A 16,975-nucleotide genomic window follows, 5' to 3' on the forward strand; every position below is an offset into this window, starting at 1 on the left:
TCCTAACTTCAGGGCATTGCCCCATCTGAGATAGATATACTGAACGCGATCGCTACGAACCTAAAAGAGCGATGGCGTACCCGCCCGCCGTAGGCGATCGCCCCTATAGAATCAGGAGGCAATCGCTTTCTCATCAGTTCATATTCCGAAACTTAGCAGCACGCAAAGACTGAGTTTTCGCTGCAACCACAGGACTACTAGCCCGTCGTGCAGTAGATGCCCAGGATTGCATTCGTTCGACTGCCGCCGCATCCTGAATTGCAAGTGGGGTAATGGTTTGACGACAGGTTTCCAGATCAGCAAGTGTTACCTGCTGCGGTCTACCCTCATCGAATGCCAGCAGAGCAGCTTCTGAAGCAAGGGTTTCCAGTTCTGCCCCTGAAAACTTCGCGGTGTTGGCAGCGATCGCTTCGAGGTACTCCGATTCCAGGTGAATGCCAAAGCGTTGTAGATGAATCGCCAGAATCTGTACACGCTCCGGTTCTGTAGGAAGATCAACAAAGAAAGATTCGTCAAATCTTCCTTTCCTCTTAAATTCACTTGGTAGTGCTGATGGGTCATTGCAGGTTGCAACTATAAACACCCCAGCAGTGCATTCAGCCATGAACGTAAGCAAAGTACCCAAGATGCGTTGAGAAACACCGCTTGTATCGCCCTGACCTGACAGTGCTTTTTCTACTTCATCTACAAACAAGACACAAGGTGCGATCGCCTCGGCAGTTTTCAAAGCACGTCTGACATTCCCCTCAGACTCACCTACCAGACTGCCCAAAAGGGACGCAATATCGAGTTGCAGAAGTGGTAGATTGAGTATGCTAGCGATGTTTTTGGCGCAGTGAGATTTCCCAGTACCTGGAGGCCCTGCCAGTAGCACACCTTTTGGTTGGGGTAAGCTAAGACTTCGCGCCTCTTGTGTGAATAGCCGCCGCCGACGAGTCAGCCATTCGCGCAGTAGATCCAAACCGCCGAAGGGTATGCTGGCTGGCTTACCCAACTCGATACCCATTTGAGACAGTAGCCGAGTTTTGTACTCGACGGCTTTGGGGATGAAATCAGCGCCGACAACGACACCATCATTAGTTAAGTTTTCTTTGACTGTTAACCGAAGGAAGTCGCTAATCTCCTCCAGGGTTAAACCCAGTGCAGCACGAGAAAGAGTTTCAAATTCAGCATTTTCAAGCGTAACAGTGAAAGTCAATTCCTGTTCAATAGCTGACTGTTGTAGGTCATGCAAATAAGAATTGATATGTTCAAGTATTTGGTCAATACTAGGTAAAGGAACTTCACAATAAGGAATCAATCTGACTAAGGATTCGTGTAATTGTATGTTCTGACCTAACAAGACAATGCGTTTATCTGTGGGTTTTAACCTGTGGTAAAGGTTTTTAATCTTGCTTAAAATTTCCCAACTCAATTGGGGTGAATTCTTAGCAATAAAGGGGTGAATATCTCCGAGGATAAATACACCATTCCCACTAAAGTTAGCAATGTAATCAAACACATATAACAATGGATCAGCCTGTGGTGGTTTCTTATACTCTGCAACTGGCTTAAACACCAATCCCCCATCTGCTGCGATTAAACATTGCTCTAAGGTTGATACTCCCAGATTCCAGAAAAACACTGGACTTGATAGCTTGTTAGATGCCTCTGTAGTCAACCACTGAATAATCGTTGCTTCATCAGGAGACAGCACATCAAGCGCTGCGATCGGAATTTGTGAATCAAGCGTGGAGAGCAGATTTGAGAGTTTCATTGTTTTTCAATCTCATAAGGAACTGGAGATAATTCGTCGTGTGTGTTTACGACTTTTACGATCACCTCATAGGCTTCGGCATCGCCGTCGAAAACCTCTGCTGTACCGTTGTTCTCTTGGTAGGCAATCGCTGTTACTATTGCATTCAGCAGCACACACAACCCTTCAGTATTCGCTTTGATGATCACAGGCTGGCGTGGTTTTTGCTGGGCGTAAATGTGGATGAAAGGATACTCTTTAGGTAGGTACATAAATATTTCTTGGGGGAACCCAATCGTCGCGGTTCCCCTTTTCCCTGATTTACTGCCGTAAGCGAATAGAGTGAGTTGAAGTTGTCCGAAGTTGTTGAGTTTGAGCTTCATCCTTGAAAATGCGATCGCTCTCGCTGACAACTCCAAGTGCCTCTTCAAACGGTTGTGTAGCCGATAAACAACTCACTCCCTCGAACCCCTCCGCTTCTACTCGAACTTCACCTGTAGCGCTGTCGAAATGAATCAGTATTGAGCGTTCCATAATTATCTCCGTACAAATTGTTTAACTTCTTGATGTCCGGCAAAGGTTAGGCGTAGAGTTTGCACAGTTCCTTCTGTTGATTCAGCGATCGCACATTCACCAAACTGCTCTTGTAATTCTTCAGCCTTCGCCAGAACCATCCGCCGTCCGTAAGCAGGCATTAGCTGACAGGCGTAGAACTTTCCTCCTAATTGCCTAATTACTTCGTACTCGTCCTGGATCATTTCGTATTCCGAGCCATTCCATTTAAATCCCATATCTGCACGGGCTTTTATAGTGCGGCCAGACACAATGATTTCAGCGCTTTGTCCTTGAGAGCCACCGTAGTATCCTTTTAGTGATTGTGCTGTTTCATGTACTTGCGGATTCAGTTTCAAGTCTTGTAAAGCTTTTACCAGACATTCACGGTTAGTAAGCTTGGTTTTAACTGTTGAGAAGTGTGACATGAGAATTTTCTTCCTGTAGTGGTAAAAGTGCGGTATTCTTTGTGAGGTGTATATGCATTTTTCGTTTAAGGTATTTAGTCTTGAGCGAATGCACTCTCGCCCAAGACTGTTTTTTACCGGAACTTAAACGACATCACGGTAGCTTTCGATAAGCCCACGTCGTCAGTCGCAAGTGATTGTAGATTGCGTTGTTCATCTAACAACTTGGTGCGGATAGAATCTATCTTTTGCTGTAGTTGACTGCGCGTATCACTGCCAAGATTCTTTGACTCAATCGCTGGATCGTTAACGATAGAATCTAAGTGCGCCATCATCGCCTCCAAGCTACTGCCTGCCTCCGGGTCAGCATTCGCTAGTAGTACCTGAACCTTCATCAGATGGCGTTGCATCTTCTTTTTAAACTGTACGGGCTTGCGTCCTGGTTCCCAATCAGCCAACTCTTCAAGCAACTGTGCGGCGAGTTGTTCACCGCCAGCTAGAGCAGATTCCCGTAGCCTTTGCTCCAGATTTTGGTCATACTGCTGAATGAACTTGGTAATCTGGTCAAGACACTCGGCTTGCTGCTGATTGAGTTGTTCGGACAAAGCAGGTATGATCACCGGACGACCAATGACGACTTGCAAATAGTCTTCGAGATCGGTCAGAGTCGGAAATGCTCTTAACAAGTTTGCTTTGACTGACTCTTGCTTATCCTGTGCTAATTCCCAGGTGTTAAGTGAAAGGAACTGATCAATGCGCTCTTGATAATCAAGAAGTCCCGCTTCGTAATCAGCTTTTAATTGATTACGCAGTCCTGGGGCGATATTATCTCTGATATTGATTAACTGATTCCATACCAGGGGAGCTAAATCAATTGGACAAACCCAGTCACCAGTATCAGCAGACATCCACTCTTGAACTGAAGCAATCTCTTGCCTCAATTGGGCAGCAGCCTCATCAAGCTTTTTAAATACCTTGATACCCCGCAAACCAACTTCGGAATTAGTAACTTTCACAAGGTCTGATTCAATTTCAGAGACTTCAGCTTTTAGCACATCCGCCCATTTAGGTGCGGCAGACTTTGTACTTTTCTTTAGTTGAATACGAAAGCGAATGCGAGTTTTATTTAATTGCGAGAAATTGTGACGCTCGACTACTGCATCAGTTAGGAAATTTGCAGCAACAGGGTTGTCAAGTGCTTGTACCATGATTATTTACCTCAATCATTATTTTTCACTTTCAATTCAGCGAAGCTTTCTTTGTGACTATTTGAATGTCTTTAGTAGCTCTATAGATTACTTTTTTAGAGCTTTTTTGTAGTCGAACAGGTCTTTTTATGACTGGTGGTTTATGTATGGACATGGCTTAAAATAGCTGAAGTTGCTGTGAATTATCCTGTACAACAGGCTTTTGATAAACCATGCCTTCGACTTCATAACACCGAGTCATAAGTTTGTTTCGGTTTAGCCGAAAGCTGACTTTTTTTCTTTGATTTGGCAGAGGTACAAATAGATACTGTGGATGTTGGATAGTACCTTCATCACCCAAGTATCGTGAAAGCGTACCGTCGATTTGGTAAACTTTTGAGGAGCTTAAAAGCGTTGAGTCATAAACTTTAATCAAATTTAATTCCATCTGATTACTATTGAAGTAGAGTGTGTGATAATCTTTTGTGGAATCGATTTTTCTCTCCAGTCAGACTGATTAAATCTAACTGGAGAGTTTTTCACGCAGAATTCGTTACTTTTGCGTTAATTATTGATTGAAAGTGACAAATACTACAGATAAAAATGCTCAAAAATCTGATTGAGTTTTTCCTTTAATTCATCTGACAGAGCATTAAAATCAAACTCTTTAGATCCCCAAACTTCATCAAGGCTTGTAGACTGATCAATAATGTTTGCAATCAAACAAGATTCGTCGTCGTAGTTCCAGCTATTTGCTAAAAGCCACGGCAGAATTCCCTTAGATTGCAATAATTTCTCAATGTCGAAAGAGTCAGAAAACTGCTGTAAGTTTTCGATAATAGGGTGAACGATTATTGTTGTCATGGGGGTATTTTAAATGATTGATATACAGCCCAATCAAAAGAGGAAGAAAGGGATTCAAGAATTATTAAGTCACTCTCAGAAGAAAAAACTTATTCTCTTTACTTTTCTTTGTTAGCTGTAGACAAGACTTGAGAACTGATCAAATATGCTTCCCTACTTGAATGTAAATAGGGAAGCATAAAGACAAACACAACTGCTGCAATCACATCAACAAGTATTTGGCTATTAAGAAGGCACATCCTCCCAGTAACCAACTTCATCGTCATAATTTGCTTGCATAGACTGCAATTTGTTGACGAAGTTAGCAAATTCTTCGTTAGTTAGTGACTGCCTTCCTTTTTTACCATAGTTCTCTATGAGAAACTGTTTGCCCTTTTCCTCGCCCCAACCTAAAGCTTCAATCAATCGTTGTGACTCCATCATCAATTGATTGCGATCTAGTGCATGAGACGTATGCTTTGGTAAGTTATTGTTAGGCAATCCTTTTTTCCACCAATCGCTGATGGAATTATGCACAAGGGCAATTTCTTGAGCTATTGGTTTCTTGCCAATACAATAACTTTCCCAGTTGAGCGCAGTTGGCTTTTCGTATCCACTACATACACAGGCATTGGAAGTTTGCCCCCCTTTCTCACGTTTCTCTGTTTTCAATATGGGACAAAATACCCACATCGAATGCCAAAGTAAATTTTTCGGTTGGTGATGTTTGCCTTGAAAACTTGCATAAGCTTGTTCGCAGGTTTCACGGAATGCCATTAGTTGTTGATCAAACGACACTTGAAACACTCCCCAAGCAGTTATTTGTACTGGTGCGATATGAAGAGGTTGATTTTGGGCATCGACGAAAATCACCATATACCGCCTACCGAATTTGTAGGCGTTCTTGTCCAAACCATCACTGCTACGCCAAACTCCAATCACCTTTCTATCGTTTCCGTATAGCAGAGGCGATCGCCCAATCACAAGTATTCGTGGTTGTCTATAGAGAGCGCCAGGAATGCCTATCTTTTCATCGTTTTCGTCCAACTTGTTAGTAAGAACTTTATACTCTTTCCCACCAACTAGTTCTTTATTTTCGTACCATCCTGCTAATTGTTGATTTTCGTAAGCAATCCAAATGCCTGCGGGTGAAGGAATACTTTTGGCTGCTGGGGTCTTTTCGTAGGACTTGTGTTCAGCAGAATCAAAGTCAAAAGCTGTCATAGTAGCTGCTTGCCTTTCTTTAATGTTAGTTTTCGCAAAAAATAAGCGAAGCTCTAATTCTGAGTGGCACTGATTTTAAAACAGTGGTGGAAGAGAATTTTCTTCCACCATTCTACTTACGCCGCTACCAACTCCTGACGAACTTGCGGCAGTTCAATCGGAGCAGTTGCCCTAGACAGTGCTTCTACAGCCTCCCTGACACACCAATACCGTACTCCATCACCACAGCGCCAGTAGTAAGTCTTGGGGTCGTTTTCCCATAATTCATCAACGTTTCTGACCTTGAAGACAATTCCTAAGAACTCACCATCTAGATATACATTGTGAGCCGTCTGAAGGCTAGTGCGTCCTACATAAGTCAGTCGATAGCCGTCTACTGGTTCGCACAAGTCTTCTGCACGAGTTCCGCGATACGAGCAGTTACCGCACCCATGACCTTCGCAATCTGGACAGATGGCAGCAGGCATATTCCACTTCGGCAGTGTAAAATCCCATTCAGCCGGTGGCGTTAATATTCGAGCCTTGTGAGAGATATAACAACCAGCGTGACCGATTACTTTATCAGAATGGTATTGGACGCTCAACGATAGCCAATCACAATCACCCAACAAGCCTATTTTCTCAGTAGCTTGTTTCAATTCCTCATCTTCCTTATGATTGCGCTCTACTGGAGCAGAAAGACTCGCTTTAACCTCTGCAACAGCGCGTTTGAAAGATTTTTTATGGTATCGAGCATAACCGTGGGTCATTTTTACCCACACGATATCATCCGAGTTTATCCAGATAGTCACTACATCTTCGGGCTTGCACTCTTTTGAGTAGTCCGACTGATTGACGATGGTTGCAATGATTTGGCGATCCTGTGTGGTTAATGGATCTTTTGTTGGCGTAGGGGCTGAAGTTTGTGTAATCATTAGAAATTGCCTCTTGATTGGGGTAAAAAGGCGATCGCAAGTTTTCCAGACGGAGCGATCGCCCTATTTTTATTGGTAAGTTTGTTGTGCTTGCACAACACTCTCAATCTAGATTTGGCGAAGCCTCATATTTGCTTGCTCCTAGCCAGTGGCTGGGGCTTGCTACAGCAGCATATCTCTTGATCGGGCGGCAGCCGGCAACGAGCTTCAAAGCGACTTTCGTACTGCTGTGGCAACTTTTTATTCAGCGCAAATCGATTTCCCTTCCTGTTCCCCTTGCTTTCTCTGGTTGCGCCAGTGCCTCAGCTACTCTCCCAGGTGGATTAATAAATTTACTATTTTCAAGGTTCAATGGTGAGCGCTTCTTTATTTAGCTGAGAAGCTGGCGCTTTGTTCCTCTCTTATATCAATATACTATCTTCTTAAGTAGTACTTGTCAAGTACTACTTAATATGTAATTATAAAAGTATGAGAAAACTAACCCAGCAAAAGATACTTAAGGAGTAGTGCATGTGGAATTAACATTAATGCGGGTTACGTTTAGTAAAGAGATTCCAGGATTGGGGGAAAAAATAAAAGCTCTTAGAAAAGCTTCTCCTAAATCCTTGACAGAATTAGCAGCAGAAGCAGGTATTAGCACTCCTCATTGGCACAGGGTTGAAAACGAAAAAATTCAGGAATTGCCTATTGAAACATTGCGGAGCATAGAGAAAGCGTTGGGAGCGGAATTAGGGATTGAAGTGTGATCTGCTTTTAAGGGGATGGATAACTAAAAGCGATCGCTCCCCGCCAAGAGCGCAATCGCCTGAACTAGCCCTTCTGCAAAGGATAGCCACGTCTAACTTAGAGAATTTTCAAAAGTTAGGCAAGGGTAGCCTTGTAGTGGCATTCCTGAGATTTATCACTAAATAAAGAATTTGAAGCTATCTAAAACCGATATAAATCAGATTTAAACCAAAAAATGATGTATCTGTCAAATTATTAATTTAAGTATATTTAGGTATGTAAAAACTACAAATCCTGGCTATTAAAGAATGCACTAGCTCTATCATATTGTCACAAAGCTAATTTCATGTATAATCCAGTACCAGTTTTCCAACGACTCCTCCAAGATAACCCTCATCTGTTCACTACCGAAGGGTTATCCTCGCTGCTTTTGGACTGTGTTCACATGAAATCTCCTAACCACCACAAATTCACTTACCCTTCATTACTAAACAAGCAAGTTTACTTGGCGATAGCCGGACTGGAGGGTAGTGCTGAAGATGAGGTAATGATTTACCGGATTATGTCTGATCCTCAAGCTTGGTATAACTTTACTAAAGTGCGGCAACAAGGCCAACCCTCTGAAAATATAGGTGAAGAATTTTATTCAAACTTTGGCATTGAAATTTATCTTCAGCACAGAATTATAAACAGTATCCAATGCTTACAAAAAAGCTTAAATATTTCAGGAGTTAGACAAACCAATATTGCTGTGCGCGATCGCCTATTTTCATACCCAACATTAGAAGAGCAGTTAATCACACTGGATGAAGATCGTACCACGCTTGCTCAAGCTGTACCAGAAATCATCAAGTATTTTGTCAGCCTTGCTCAGATACCGCCTGAATACAGATTATTTTTAGTTGATGAGAAAAAGCAGAAAATTCCTACTTCAGTCAGCACAGTTGAGAATGCGGCATCAAGCGCAGCCATAGCAGAGATTTCTACAGAGTCTTTCGACAGGCAGCTAACAGGCGCTAACTGTTGGCACGATAAAAGCCTTGAAAGAGTAGACCCTGACAAAATTCGTCTTACCCTTCATCTCGACTGGAATGAAAACGAGTTCATCTTTTTTGAAGCACATCACCAGGATTTAACTCGATTTCCTTGGACAATTGACACCATTCAATAAAAGCAAATTATTCCAGCGTTACACAACTGCCAAAAAGGAAACAGCGATCGCAATAACCAATATTAGCGATGATACATAGCTTAAGCCTACAGATATTGGTGAGGTAGTTGCAATGAGTGCAGTCGCAGTGAACAACTGGCTAGTTCATGCTGGTTTGCAATACAGAACAGATGACCGGAAAATCCCGTATCGCCCAACCGAATCAGGTAAGCAATGGGGGCGGATGGTAGCAGCAATCGCCAAAGGCTCAAACCAGACTGTTTTTCAATTGCGGTGGTTGCCTGAGATAGTTCAAGTCATCTGTCAATAATATCTTGACTAAACCTTATAGCGATGTCTACCCTACCAGTTTTCCAGCTACTCCTCTAAGACAATCCCAGCTTGTTCACCACAGAGGGCTTATCCTCGCTGCTGCACGACTGCATCTGCTGAGATACCCCAAACGCCACAAATTCACTTACCCCTCTCTGCTAAACCAACAAGTTTACTTGTCCCTTGCTAACCTTGGTGACGGTGGCAATGAAGATGAAGAAATCATCCGCCGCATTCTGTCAGACCCTAAAGGCTGGTGCATGAACGCCCGTATAAACGTTATGAATATGTCCCAAAGAAGTAAGCACAGAACTGCGGGTGAAGTTGTAGCAATTGAAAAAACTTTATGTGGCTCTCATGATACTCGCTTATCAATAATTTAGTTAAAATTGTTGCTTCTTTTCAAAGATGAGTTTACTTGTTCATGGTTAAATATTTAGCTAATTTATCCTTCAACAAGAGTTCTTTTATTAGAGATAAATTAGTTTATGCGATCGCAGGGTGATCGCTTTACTCTATGTCTTCACGTTCGCATTTTTCGATTTCGGCAATCGGTAGTAGTAATGTTTCCTTAAGCTCGTTTATGACCTTAAAACTCGCTCCATAAGCGCTATTGATGCAATTCACTAATAATTTATTAGCATCATAATATTTCTTTAATACTTGGATTTGGTCATCACTCAACTGCCAATCATGCCCAATATTACGATGTTGAATCATTTTATTTCGTAATTTTTCACTCCAATCTCTACCATTCAATATCCACCACCCTTTGAAAAAATTTTCGTCTTCTATATGATAGGGAAATTGCTTTTGAATGTCCTTTAAAGATTCTTCTAATTCAGGATTTAATTCATGAGAAGAATAAGGATTTGGATAATAGCCGTGAGCAAATTTATAATCAATTAGGAGATCGGGAGAAAAACTATAATCATAATTAAGTTTATATTGATGACTAAGATTTTCATCCAGCATATGAGCTAAGTCGTCTTCAAAAAAGCTAGAAAGGCTCTCATCATTACTAAGGTTAAGAGCAAAACGATGATTAAGTGAGCGAACAAGAGCAAAATAGAAAGCTCTGAGAGCGACTGGACTATATACAGATTTAACTACATACACTTTATTATTTATATATTTCAATATTTCTTGTAATTTATTTTGTTTATTAAATTTCTGATCAATTGCATACTTTATTTTAAATAATAATTCATCTATTGATTTTGTTTTTTCACAAAATATTAAAAATACTTCTCGCCAATGTTCAGTGAATATGTAACTAATTAAAATTCTCCAATCAGCAAAATTTAAAAACCATTCTGCCACCAAATACTCTTGAAAAGTCAAATGTGAAAACGACCAAACCTTGTATGATCGCTCAATTAATAACCCATGCTGAGATGCGATCGCTCTCATTACCCCCTGACTTTCCCGACGCTCAATCCCCAAAAACTCCCCAATATACCTCTCCAATTCCTCCTGCTCGAACAACACATATTGTTCTTGCTCGAACTTTTTCACCGCAACATAACTCAACAACTCCAATTTTCGCTCCACCGACAAATCTCGATAAACCTCGTCCCGCTCAACTTCCCGCGATTTGTCCCACTGTACCAACAATAACTCCAACCCCTCCTCATACAACTTGGAACGCTGCGAGTAAAATTTCCCCGTTTGCTGGAACACCGCACAAGTCAAACTCAACAAAATCGGTGTAATTGCCAATTCCCGAATCGGTTTGTTCTCATCCCGAAACAACTGTTCCAAAAACTCCCGCGCTTTGTTCTCCCCTCTATCCCCGCACACAGTTCCAAACCAATGCTCTGCAAACGCTCTCACCTGCTGCTCATTAAAATCAGCCACCTCTACATAATCGAACCTGTCAAACCGCGATTCCTGGCTTTGTGTTCGACAAGTCACCACCACCAACACTTGGGGATAAGCACGAGCAAACCGCTTGATTTCCCTGGTAATTTGCTTCCCTGCTTCCCCTGTCACCTCATCCAACCCATCCAACAACACCAAAGCTTTATCCTGGTTTAACACCAGTTCGATATCTGCGTTGTTTAACTGCCAAAACTGTCCCAAAAACTGCTTCAAGTTGTAGTCATACTTGCATCCATCGTCCACAAACTCCCGCAGCTTTATCAACACGGGAATTCGCTGTGCTTGCAATTTGCCATTATTGCATTCGGTGACAATCCTTTGCAAATAGGTGGTTTTCCCCGAACCCGGTTTACCCACCACCATCAAGTTTGTATCCTTTTCCAACACAGTCAATCCCGAAACGCGCTGCTGTTCCTTTCCCAAACCAATCCGATCCAAACTGCGGTAGTTGGAATTACTCTTTGTAAAATCCTGCCACAAATCGCCCAATTCCGACCTGCGGTTACAGCTGAGGGACTCCAAAATATTGACATCGACAAACAAATCCCCCAAGGGAACCCAACTATCGATTCCCCACAATGGCATTGTTCCGTGTAAACTTTGGATAGTGTCGTGGATGCGGATACGCACTTGTTGCACCAAGTCATCAACAGGTAGCTTACTATTCTGGAAAGAAGGGAGCGAAATTTCTTGATATGTGGCAAATTTAGCGGTGGCTTTTAGCTCCTCAAGTATAGAGCGAATTATTTCTCCAATTGCTTCTGCATCTGTACCTTGGTAAATATCACCAATATGAATTTCCTGTCCTTGCCCCAAGTTTACTGCATATTTCCCTTGCTGAGAAATAATCTGACCACCACCACTAAGCCATTGTCGCAGAACTTTCATATCAGTCTCAGTCTGCTGGTGTTTGACTATGCGATCTAGAATGGCATTTAGTTCTTCAGGAGGGAGCATTTTGGTTGTGCTTCAAGCAGTAAATTTGTATTTATGTTTAGATTATGATCGCAGATAATTACCTTTTCTCTCTCACTGTTATCGTCTCCAAACTTTAATCGTCTGATCCCTTCCTCCACTAATTAATGTTTCTCCATCTGGACTGATTGCAATAGATGTAACTCCTCGGCTATGTTGTTGAGGCAAAGTTTGTGACTCTTTTTTGGCAATATCCCATTCTACAATTTTCCCCTCATTACCTCCGCTTACTAAAGTTTTAGCATCTGGACTAAAAACAAGACAGGTTACAGCATCCGAATGTTGTCGAAGCGTTTCAGGGATTTCTCCCGCATTCAGATTCCACAGTTTGATACTATTATCGTTACTTCCAGTGGCAATAATTTCTCCATCAGGACTAAATGCCAGGGTATAGACAGCATCTCGATGGGCAGAAAGTGTACCTAAACATCTTTTCTCAGCGATATCCCATAGTTTGATAGTTTTGTCGTAACTACAACTTGCCAGAATTCTGCCATTGTTGGGATTAAAAGCCACACAGGTTACTTTATCTGTATGTCCTGAAAGTTTGGTAATTTCCTTTCCTGTTTCTATATCCCATAATTTAATGTCTTGGTTATCATTAGCTGCTAATATTTTGCTATCTGGGCTAAAAGCAACTGAGTCGAAACCGAAAACATCGAAAAAGTTACTAAAAACAGTTTTACCAAAGCTATAAATTAGCTTATCTGTGCCTAAATTCCAAACATTTACTTGATAGGCTTTACAGGCAGCAACTAGTGAGAATCTGGGCTAATTCCTACAGCAGTAAACCATAAATCAAAAGTATCTGTGAGGGAAAATGGAACAGATATTTCTCGCAATATTTCCCATGTATTTGTCTGCCAACGTTTAATAACTTGGTTGCTGCTACTAACAAAATATTCTTGTTGTGAATTAGGACTAAAAGCTAACTTTAATCCATAACGCATTACAGACTGCTGGGAAAAATCAGTCAATTGTTTGGATAATTTATCTATTAAGCTAATCCCTATAGATTGTGTATAATCATTTTCTGTTAAATTGGCGATACATCTCCAAGTTACTTGTTGAATGGCTTTAACTAGGGCTTTAATAGCTTCTCCATCCCACTGTTGATAAACGCGATCGCCTATATGTATATCCTTTCCTTCTCCAATATTGACATTATACTTACTTAGTTGCAATGCAAGCTGGTGATTATCGCCAATAAGTGCCTGTTGCAACATTGATATGTCATCTTCAGTGTGTTGATTATTAGCGATTCTATTAAAAATTGCATTTATATCGTCTGCATTCATTATCAATAACCTCTGGGCTATAACTAATTAGATTTTTGGACTTGTTATTTGATGAAAGTTTGCATTGAGGTAATTTATGTATCTAACAAACTTCTAACTTACAGATAAAAATGTTTAATCATCGCCAGTAAGGAAACCCTGCATTTTCTAAGCTATCACCTGTGACCCATCCTATCTTTTTTAAATCTTCCCAAAGCCATTGATATACCCTTTCAGTCACAGGATTAATCCCTAACCATGATTGAGTAAATGGAGTTTGTTTGATAGTTCGAGGAAATAGAGCAGTCGGGGAAAATGAAGAGGTTAGAGAATTTTCGTTTTCAATTAATCTAAAATCTACATAACTTTTTTGAGCTTTAGGTAAAGATTCCCAATACCAACTCATACTAATGGAGTCCGCAAAACTTTTAGGTGGAACAATATACCCAACAAGTCGAGCGGGTAAAATTGATGCTAACTGTAATTGGGGAATAAACTTAAAAAATAGATTATTAACTAATTGCTCATAACTTTCTATTGATTGCTGAAAAATATCTATCGTATAATTTAGCAAATTTTCATGAGAAATATTAGAACTACTTTTATATATTTTAACGGAAGGAGAAAAACTTAAATGAGTTTGACCTTTAGCACTACAAGCCTCTATCTCAATTATTAATTGATTTAAACAATGTCTCATCATCGAAGAAAGCTGGTTTTTATCAACTTTAGATAGACACTTTTCAATCTCATCTAAAGCAATCGGCTCACAATAATTATTTGGATAAGAGTTTATTAGATGTTTCCGATTTAAATAAATAGCAGCGTGCCAAGCAGCATCAAAAGAAAGATATCCTGATGAAACAGGTAGCGATCGCTCTTTCAAAAATTTTGATAAGTTATCAACAATATCATTAAAAGTATAGTCCCAAACTGTAGATAGGTTGGATTTTATCAGAGATGATTTAAAATTATTCCAACCTAATTTAAAAAGTACATTTATATCTGGATGTACATCATTATAATTATCTTCAGCAATTTTTGTAGCTTCTAGAGGTAATTCAATAATATTTTCTTGAATATCATCTCTAAAATTCCAGCTTGTTACAAGATAAAACAGATTTGGATTATCTATTAATATTCTTTCAAATACAATAGCACCAGATTTGGGTAAGTTTTTAATAAGACTATCTCTAAAACTAATTGGATTTTTTTCACCTAAAGCAACGCCCAAAACTGGTAAACTACCATCTGATCTAAGAGGCATTACTAATTTTGCTAATTCATCCAGTTCATAGCACCAAGACTGACTCGCTATATAAATTTGCTTTCCCCATTCTAATGCTGATAATTGTGAACTTGGAGAAAAGTGCCAATTTAATAATCCTTTTTGTAAAATCTCAGTAATACAGATAATATTTTTGGCTGCAATCTCTCCAATTTTTAAAGCTACTGCTTCTATTAAATTGGTCTGTGTTGATTCAACTAATTTACTTTGAAAAAATTCTCGAATCAATTCATGAAGTTTATAAGTTTCTTTTCCTTCACGTTGCAGTAAATGTAGATAGACTAGAAAATCATCTCTGGCTTCTTCTAAATTTTCTGTATCTTGTTCAGGAAAACACTGTTCAACGAACTGCCAGGAAATAGGTACTAAATCAAATAGACACAAAAATAAACTTAACTCCTTGGCTGTAGAATTTAACTCTTGCCAACTCAAATCAAAAGCAGCTGTAACTCCTAACTCAGCCGTCATGTCTGAAGTTAGCCTTTCTGGTTTTTTTAATGCTTGTTGATTTAGCCCTTTTGCCTCTAAACGTTGTAACATTTCTGCCAAGGATAAATCTGGTTTATGTTCCAAATAGCGTCCTACCAATTCTAGTCCTAATGGCAAATAACCTAAAAAATTACAGATTTTTTGAGCAATCGTGTATTCTTTTTGTACTCTTCCTTGACTAATAAATGACTCTAATAAAATAACGGCTATATCTGGTTCTAATACCTTTAACTCTACTCTTTGGTTAGATTGTAATAATTCTAACCGTGTAGTTATTAACACTCGAAAACGAGGATTGCCGAAAGGAAGATATGCTTTAATATGTGCATAGTTATTAACATCATCTAATACAATTAAAATATTTCCTTCCTGCCAATGTTGCCAACACCAACTTACTTGATTATCTAAGCCTTTAATATGTTCAGGAATCTTTAAATCTAAATTATTTTGAGCAAAATCAACAATTTGTCTACCGATATTCTTATCCCTTGCTCGTAACCAGCACATTCCTCCAGAATAGTCTTCTTGGTGAGTCAGCGCATACTGAATTGCTAGTTCCGTTTTACCTACACCACCCATTCCAGCAATCGCTGAAATGGCTACACAGTTTTTTTCTTCCAACTTTTGGTGTAACATTCGGATCTCATCTGTTCTGCCTACAAATTTGATTACACCTGTATAAGGAATATTTTGAGGAGTTCCAATTGAACTTGGGCTAAGTGCTTTAACTAAGGCTTCTATCGCTTCCTTATCCCACTGTTGATAAATGCGATCGCCAATCTGAAATTCCCCTCCATGAACCTGTCCAATATTGACAATATTCTTACCTAACTGCGCTAGATCATTAAGTAACTGATGCAAAAATACAATATCCGATTCAGTGTGTTTATGTCTGGCAAAACGATCTAAAATAGAGTGTATTTCATCTTCAATCATCATTTTTAATTCTGAGTCTCTGTTTTCAGCAATTAATTTTTATTAATAACATCGCCAATATGGAAATTTTGAACATCACGCACTTCATTGATATTAGTGATATATCTACCATATTGCTGAATATTTTGAGCTATTCTATTAATCTTTTGAGTCGCGTCCGATCGCACTTCATCCCACCCTTTATTTGGTAAACCTTTATCACCTCGTAATTGGGCGATCGCAAAATCTCCCCCTGTCATATCGAATTGTGGAATTTGTTCTTGCTTATATTGACTTCGCACGCTATCTGGTACGGTTTTACCAACATGATTCATAATATTAGAAATCCTAACTTCCATATCTCCAGGTTGATTGCCAGCACCTTGCAATGCTTCGAGAAAATGATAGGTGTAGATGCTGAGTGATTCATCCCGAACGTAGAAAGAAGATTGTGTACCTTCCGAAGAAGTAAACACAACTCGACCTTTACCTTTTTTCAATTCCTCAATCAAGCCTTTTGATGGAGATGCTTCGACAAATCCTGCTGGAGTATTCGATGAAATGGCAGTGTTCCCATCTTTTGATGTTGCCATTCCTGCTGCATGACAGCTATCAATTACAACAAATAAACGCTCTGCTGGAATTTCTCTAAGCACATCGGTGAAGGTTTCCGCAGATAGGGCTGAACCAGCTAAATCAAAAGGGTCAATATCGTGCTGAATGAGATAATAGCGATTATTTTCTTCCTTCAGCCAACCGTGACCTGAATAGTAAATAAAAATCGTTGCATTGGGGTCAGATTTAGCTTTATCTTTTAACCAATTTAAGCTATCTAAAATTGCAACTTTTGTCGCTTCTTTATTATTTAAAACTCTAATATGCTCTTTATCATTTGGATAAGCACATAATTCTGGATCAATTAAAGCCGCATAAATCGCCTGAGTATCTTTGACTGTCACAGGTAACGATAATTTATTATAAGCCGACTCTCCGACACCAATTAAAAGCGCATATCCATGAGTGAATTTATTGCTCATTACTACTTATCCTAGAATTTAAGTATAATTTGCTTCTGT

20 protein-coding genes are annotated in these 16,975 nt (G+C 39.9%); 5 read left to right on the plus strand and 15 right to left on the minus strand.

Translation table 11 applies throughout. From position 1 onward, the window contains the following. Positions 1 to 8: 8 nt before the first annotated feature. The 10 genes from RRG12_RS14075 to RRG12_RS14120 all read right to left on the minus strand — a co-directional run bounded on the left by RRG12_RS14075 (position 9) and on the right by RRG12_RS14120 (position 6,862). Positions 9 to 134 carry a hypothetical protein gene (locus RRG12_RS14075; protein ID WP_420759732.1) on the minus strand — a complete coding sequence of 42 codons (126 nt, stop codon included), beginning with the start codon at positions 132 to 134 and terminating at the stop codon, positions 9 to 11. Further along, positions 134 to 1,756, minus strand: coding sequence for an AAA family ATPase (locus tag RRG12_RS14080; RefSeq protein ID WP_420759733.1), 1,623 nt, complete (start codon positions 1,754 to 1,756; stop codon positions 134 to 136). Before RRG12_RS14080 ends, RRG12_RS14075 begins: the two co-directional genes overlap by 1 nt. Then, on the minus strand, positions 1,753 to 2,007 hold the full coding sequence (locus tag RRG12_RS14085) for a hypothetical protein (protein ID WP_420759734.1): 255 nt from the start codon (positions 2,005 to 2,007) through the stop codon (positions 1,753 to 1,755). Before RRG12_RS14085 ends, RRG12_RS14080 begins: the two co-directional genes overlap by 4 nt. 49 nt (positions 2,008 to 2,056) lie before the next feature. Then, complete coding sequence (locus RRG12_RS14090) at positions 2,057 to 2,269, minus strand: DUF2997 domain-containing protein (protein WP_420759735.1); 213 nt, start codon at positions 2,267 to 2,269, stop codon at positions 2,057 to 2,059. A 2-nt stretch (positions 2,270 to 2,271) separates the two neighbouring features. Beyond that, positions 2,272 to 2,715 (minus strand): DUF1257 domain-containing protein, encoded by a 444-nt coding sequence (locus RRG12_RS14095; RefSeq protein WP_420759736.1) that lies wholly within the window; start codon positions 2,713 to 2,715, stop codon positions 2,272 to 2,274. 113 nt (positions 2,716 to 2,828) lie between these two features. Beyond that, on the minus strand, positions 2,829 to 3,902 hold the full coding sequence (locus RRG12_RS14100; protein WP_420759737.1) for a hypothetical protein: 1,074 nt from the start codon (positions 3,900 to 3,902) through the stop codon (positions 2,829 to 2,831). A gap of 157 nt (positions 3,903 to 4,059) precedes the next feature. After that, positions 4,060 to 4,329: a hypothetical protein gene (locus tag RRG12_RS14105; protein WP_094329350.1), complete on the minus strand. Its 270-nt coding sequence runs from the start codon at positions 4,327 to 4,329 to the stop codon at positions 4,060 to 4,062. A 143-nt stretch (positions 4,330 to 4,472) separates the two neighbouring features. Further along, the gene (locus RRG12_RS14110) at positions 4,473 to 4,745 is read right to left on the minus strand and encodes a hypothetical protein (RefSeq protein WP_420759738.1); all 273 of its coding nucleotides are present in this window, start codon (positions 4,743 to 4,745) and stop codon (positions 4,473 to 4,475) included. A 225-nt stretch (positions 4,746 to 4,970) separates the two neighbouring features. Then, complete coding sequence (locus RRG12_RS14115) at positions 4,971 to 5,948, minus strand: DUF5895 domain-containing protein (protein WP_420759739.1); 978 nt, start codon at positions 5,946 to 5,948, stop codon at positions 4,971 to 4,973. A 116-nt stretch (positions 5,949 to 6,064) separates the two neighbouring features. Next, positions 6,065 to 6,862 carry a hypothetical protein gene (locus RRG12_RS14120; protein ID WP_420759740.1) on the minus strand — a complete coding sequence of 266 codons (798 nt, stop codon included), beginning with the start codon at positions 6,860 to 6,862 and terminating at the stop codon, positions 6,065 to 6,067. 6 nt (positions 6,863 to 6,868) lie between these two features. Here RRG12_RS14120 and RRG12_RS14125 point away from each other — a divergent pair, with 6 nt between their 5' ends. The 5 genes from RRG12_RS14125 (at position 6,869) to RRG12_RS14145 (ending at position 9,454) form a co-directional block, all read left to right on the plus strand. Continuing rightward, positions 6,869 to 7,045, plus strand: coding sequence for a hypothetical protein (locus tag RRG12_RS14125; protein WP_420759741.1), 177 nt, complete (start codon positions 6,869 to 6,871; stop codon positions 7,043 to 7,045). Positions 7,046 to 7,374: 329 nt separating this feature from the next. Next, positions 7,375 to 7,608 (plus strand): helix-turn-helix domain-containing protein, encoded by a 234-nt coding sequence (locus RRG12_RS14130; RefSeq protein WP_163938276.1) that lies wholly within the window; start codon positions 7,375 to 7,377, stop codon positions 7,606 to 7,608. A gap of 326 nt (positions 7,609 to 7,934) precedes the next feature. Next, positions 7,935 to 8,759, plus strand: coding sequence for a hypothetical protein (locus RRG12_RS14135; RefSeq protein ID WP_420759742.1), 825 nt, complete (start codon positions 7,935 to 7,937; stop codon positions 8,757 to 8,759). A gap of 112 nt (positions 8,760 to 8,871) precedes the next feature. Beyond that, entirely contained in the window at positions 8,872 to 9,069 is a 198-nt protein-coding gene (locus RRG12_RS14140) for a hypothetical protein (protein ID WP_420759743.1), read from the plus strand. Positions 9,070 to 9,073: 4 nt separating this feature from the next. Next, positions 9,074 to 9,454 carry a hypothetical protein gene (locus RRG12_RS14145; protein ID WP_420759744.1) on the plus strand — a complete coding sequence of 127 codons (381 nt, stop codon included), beginning with the start codon at positions 9,074 to 9,076 and terminating at the stop codon, positions 9,452 to 9,454. 127 nt (positions 9,455 to 9,581) lie between these two features. On the opposite strand, the gene RRG12_RS14150 is transcribed toward RRG12_RS14145, so the two are convergent. The 5 genes from RRG12_RS14150 to RRG12_RS14170 all read right to left on the minus strand — a co-directional run bounded on the left by RRG12_RS14150 (position 9,582) and on the right by RRG12_RS14170 (position 16,936). Then, positions 9,582 to 11,912 carry an NACHT C-terminal helical domain 2-containing protein gene (locus tag RRG12_RS14150; protein WP_420759745.1) on the minus strand — a complete coding sequence of 777 codons (2,331 nt, stop codon included), beginning with the start codon at positions 11,910 to 11,912 and terminating at the stop codon, positions 9,582 to 9,584. 78 nt (positions 11,913 to 11,990) lie between these two features. Beyond that, positions 11,991 to 12,545 (minus strand): WD40 repeat domain-containing protein, encoded by a 555-nt coding sequence (locus RRG12_RS14155; RefSeq protein WP_420759761.1) that lies wholly within the window; start codon positions 12,543 to 12,545, stop codon positions 11,991 to 11,993. A gap of 140 nt (positions 12,546 to 12,685) precedes the next feature. Further along, positions 12,686 to 13,228, minus strand: a complete 543-nt coding sequence (locus RRG12_RS14160) for a hypothetical protein (RefSeq protein ID WP_420759746.1) — start codon at positions 13,226 to 13,228, stop codon at positions 12,686 to 12,688. Positions 13,229 to 13,346: 118 nt separating this feature from the next. Beyond that, the gene (locus tag RRG12_RS14165; RefSeq protein WP_420759747.1) at positions 13,347 to 15,923 is read right to left on the minus strand and encodes an NB-ARC domain-containing protein; all 2,577 of its coding nucleotides are present in this window, start codon (positions 15,921 to 15,923) and stop codon (positions 13,347 to 13,349) included. Between the two features lie 29 nt (positions 15,924 to 15,952). After that, positions 15,953 to 16,936: a caspase family protein gene (locus tag RRG12_RS14170; protein WP_420759748.1), complete on the minus strand. Its 984-nt coding sequence runs from the start codon at positions 16,934 to 16,936 to the stop codon at positions 15,953 to 15,955. Positions 16,937 to 16,975: the final 39 nt, after the last annotated feature.

The sequence above is a fragment of the Nostoc sp. CALU 546 genome (assembly GCF_048836525.1).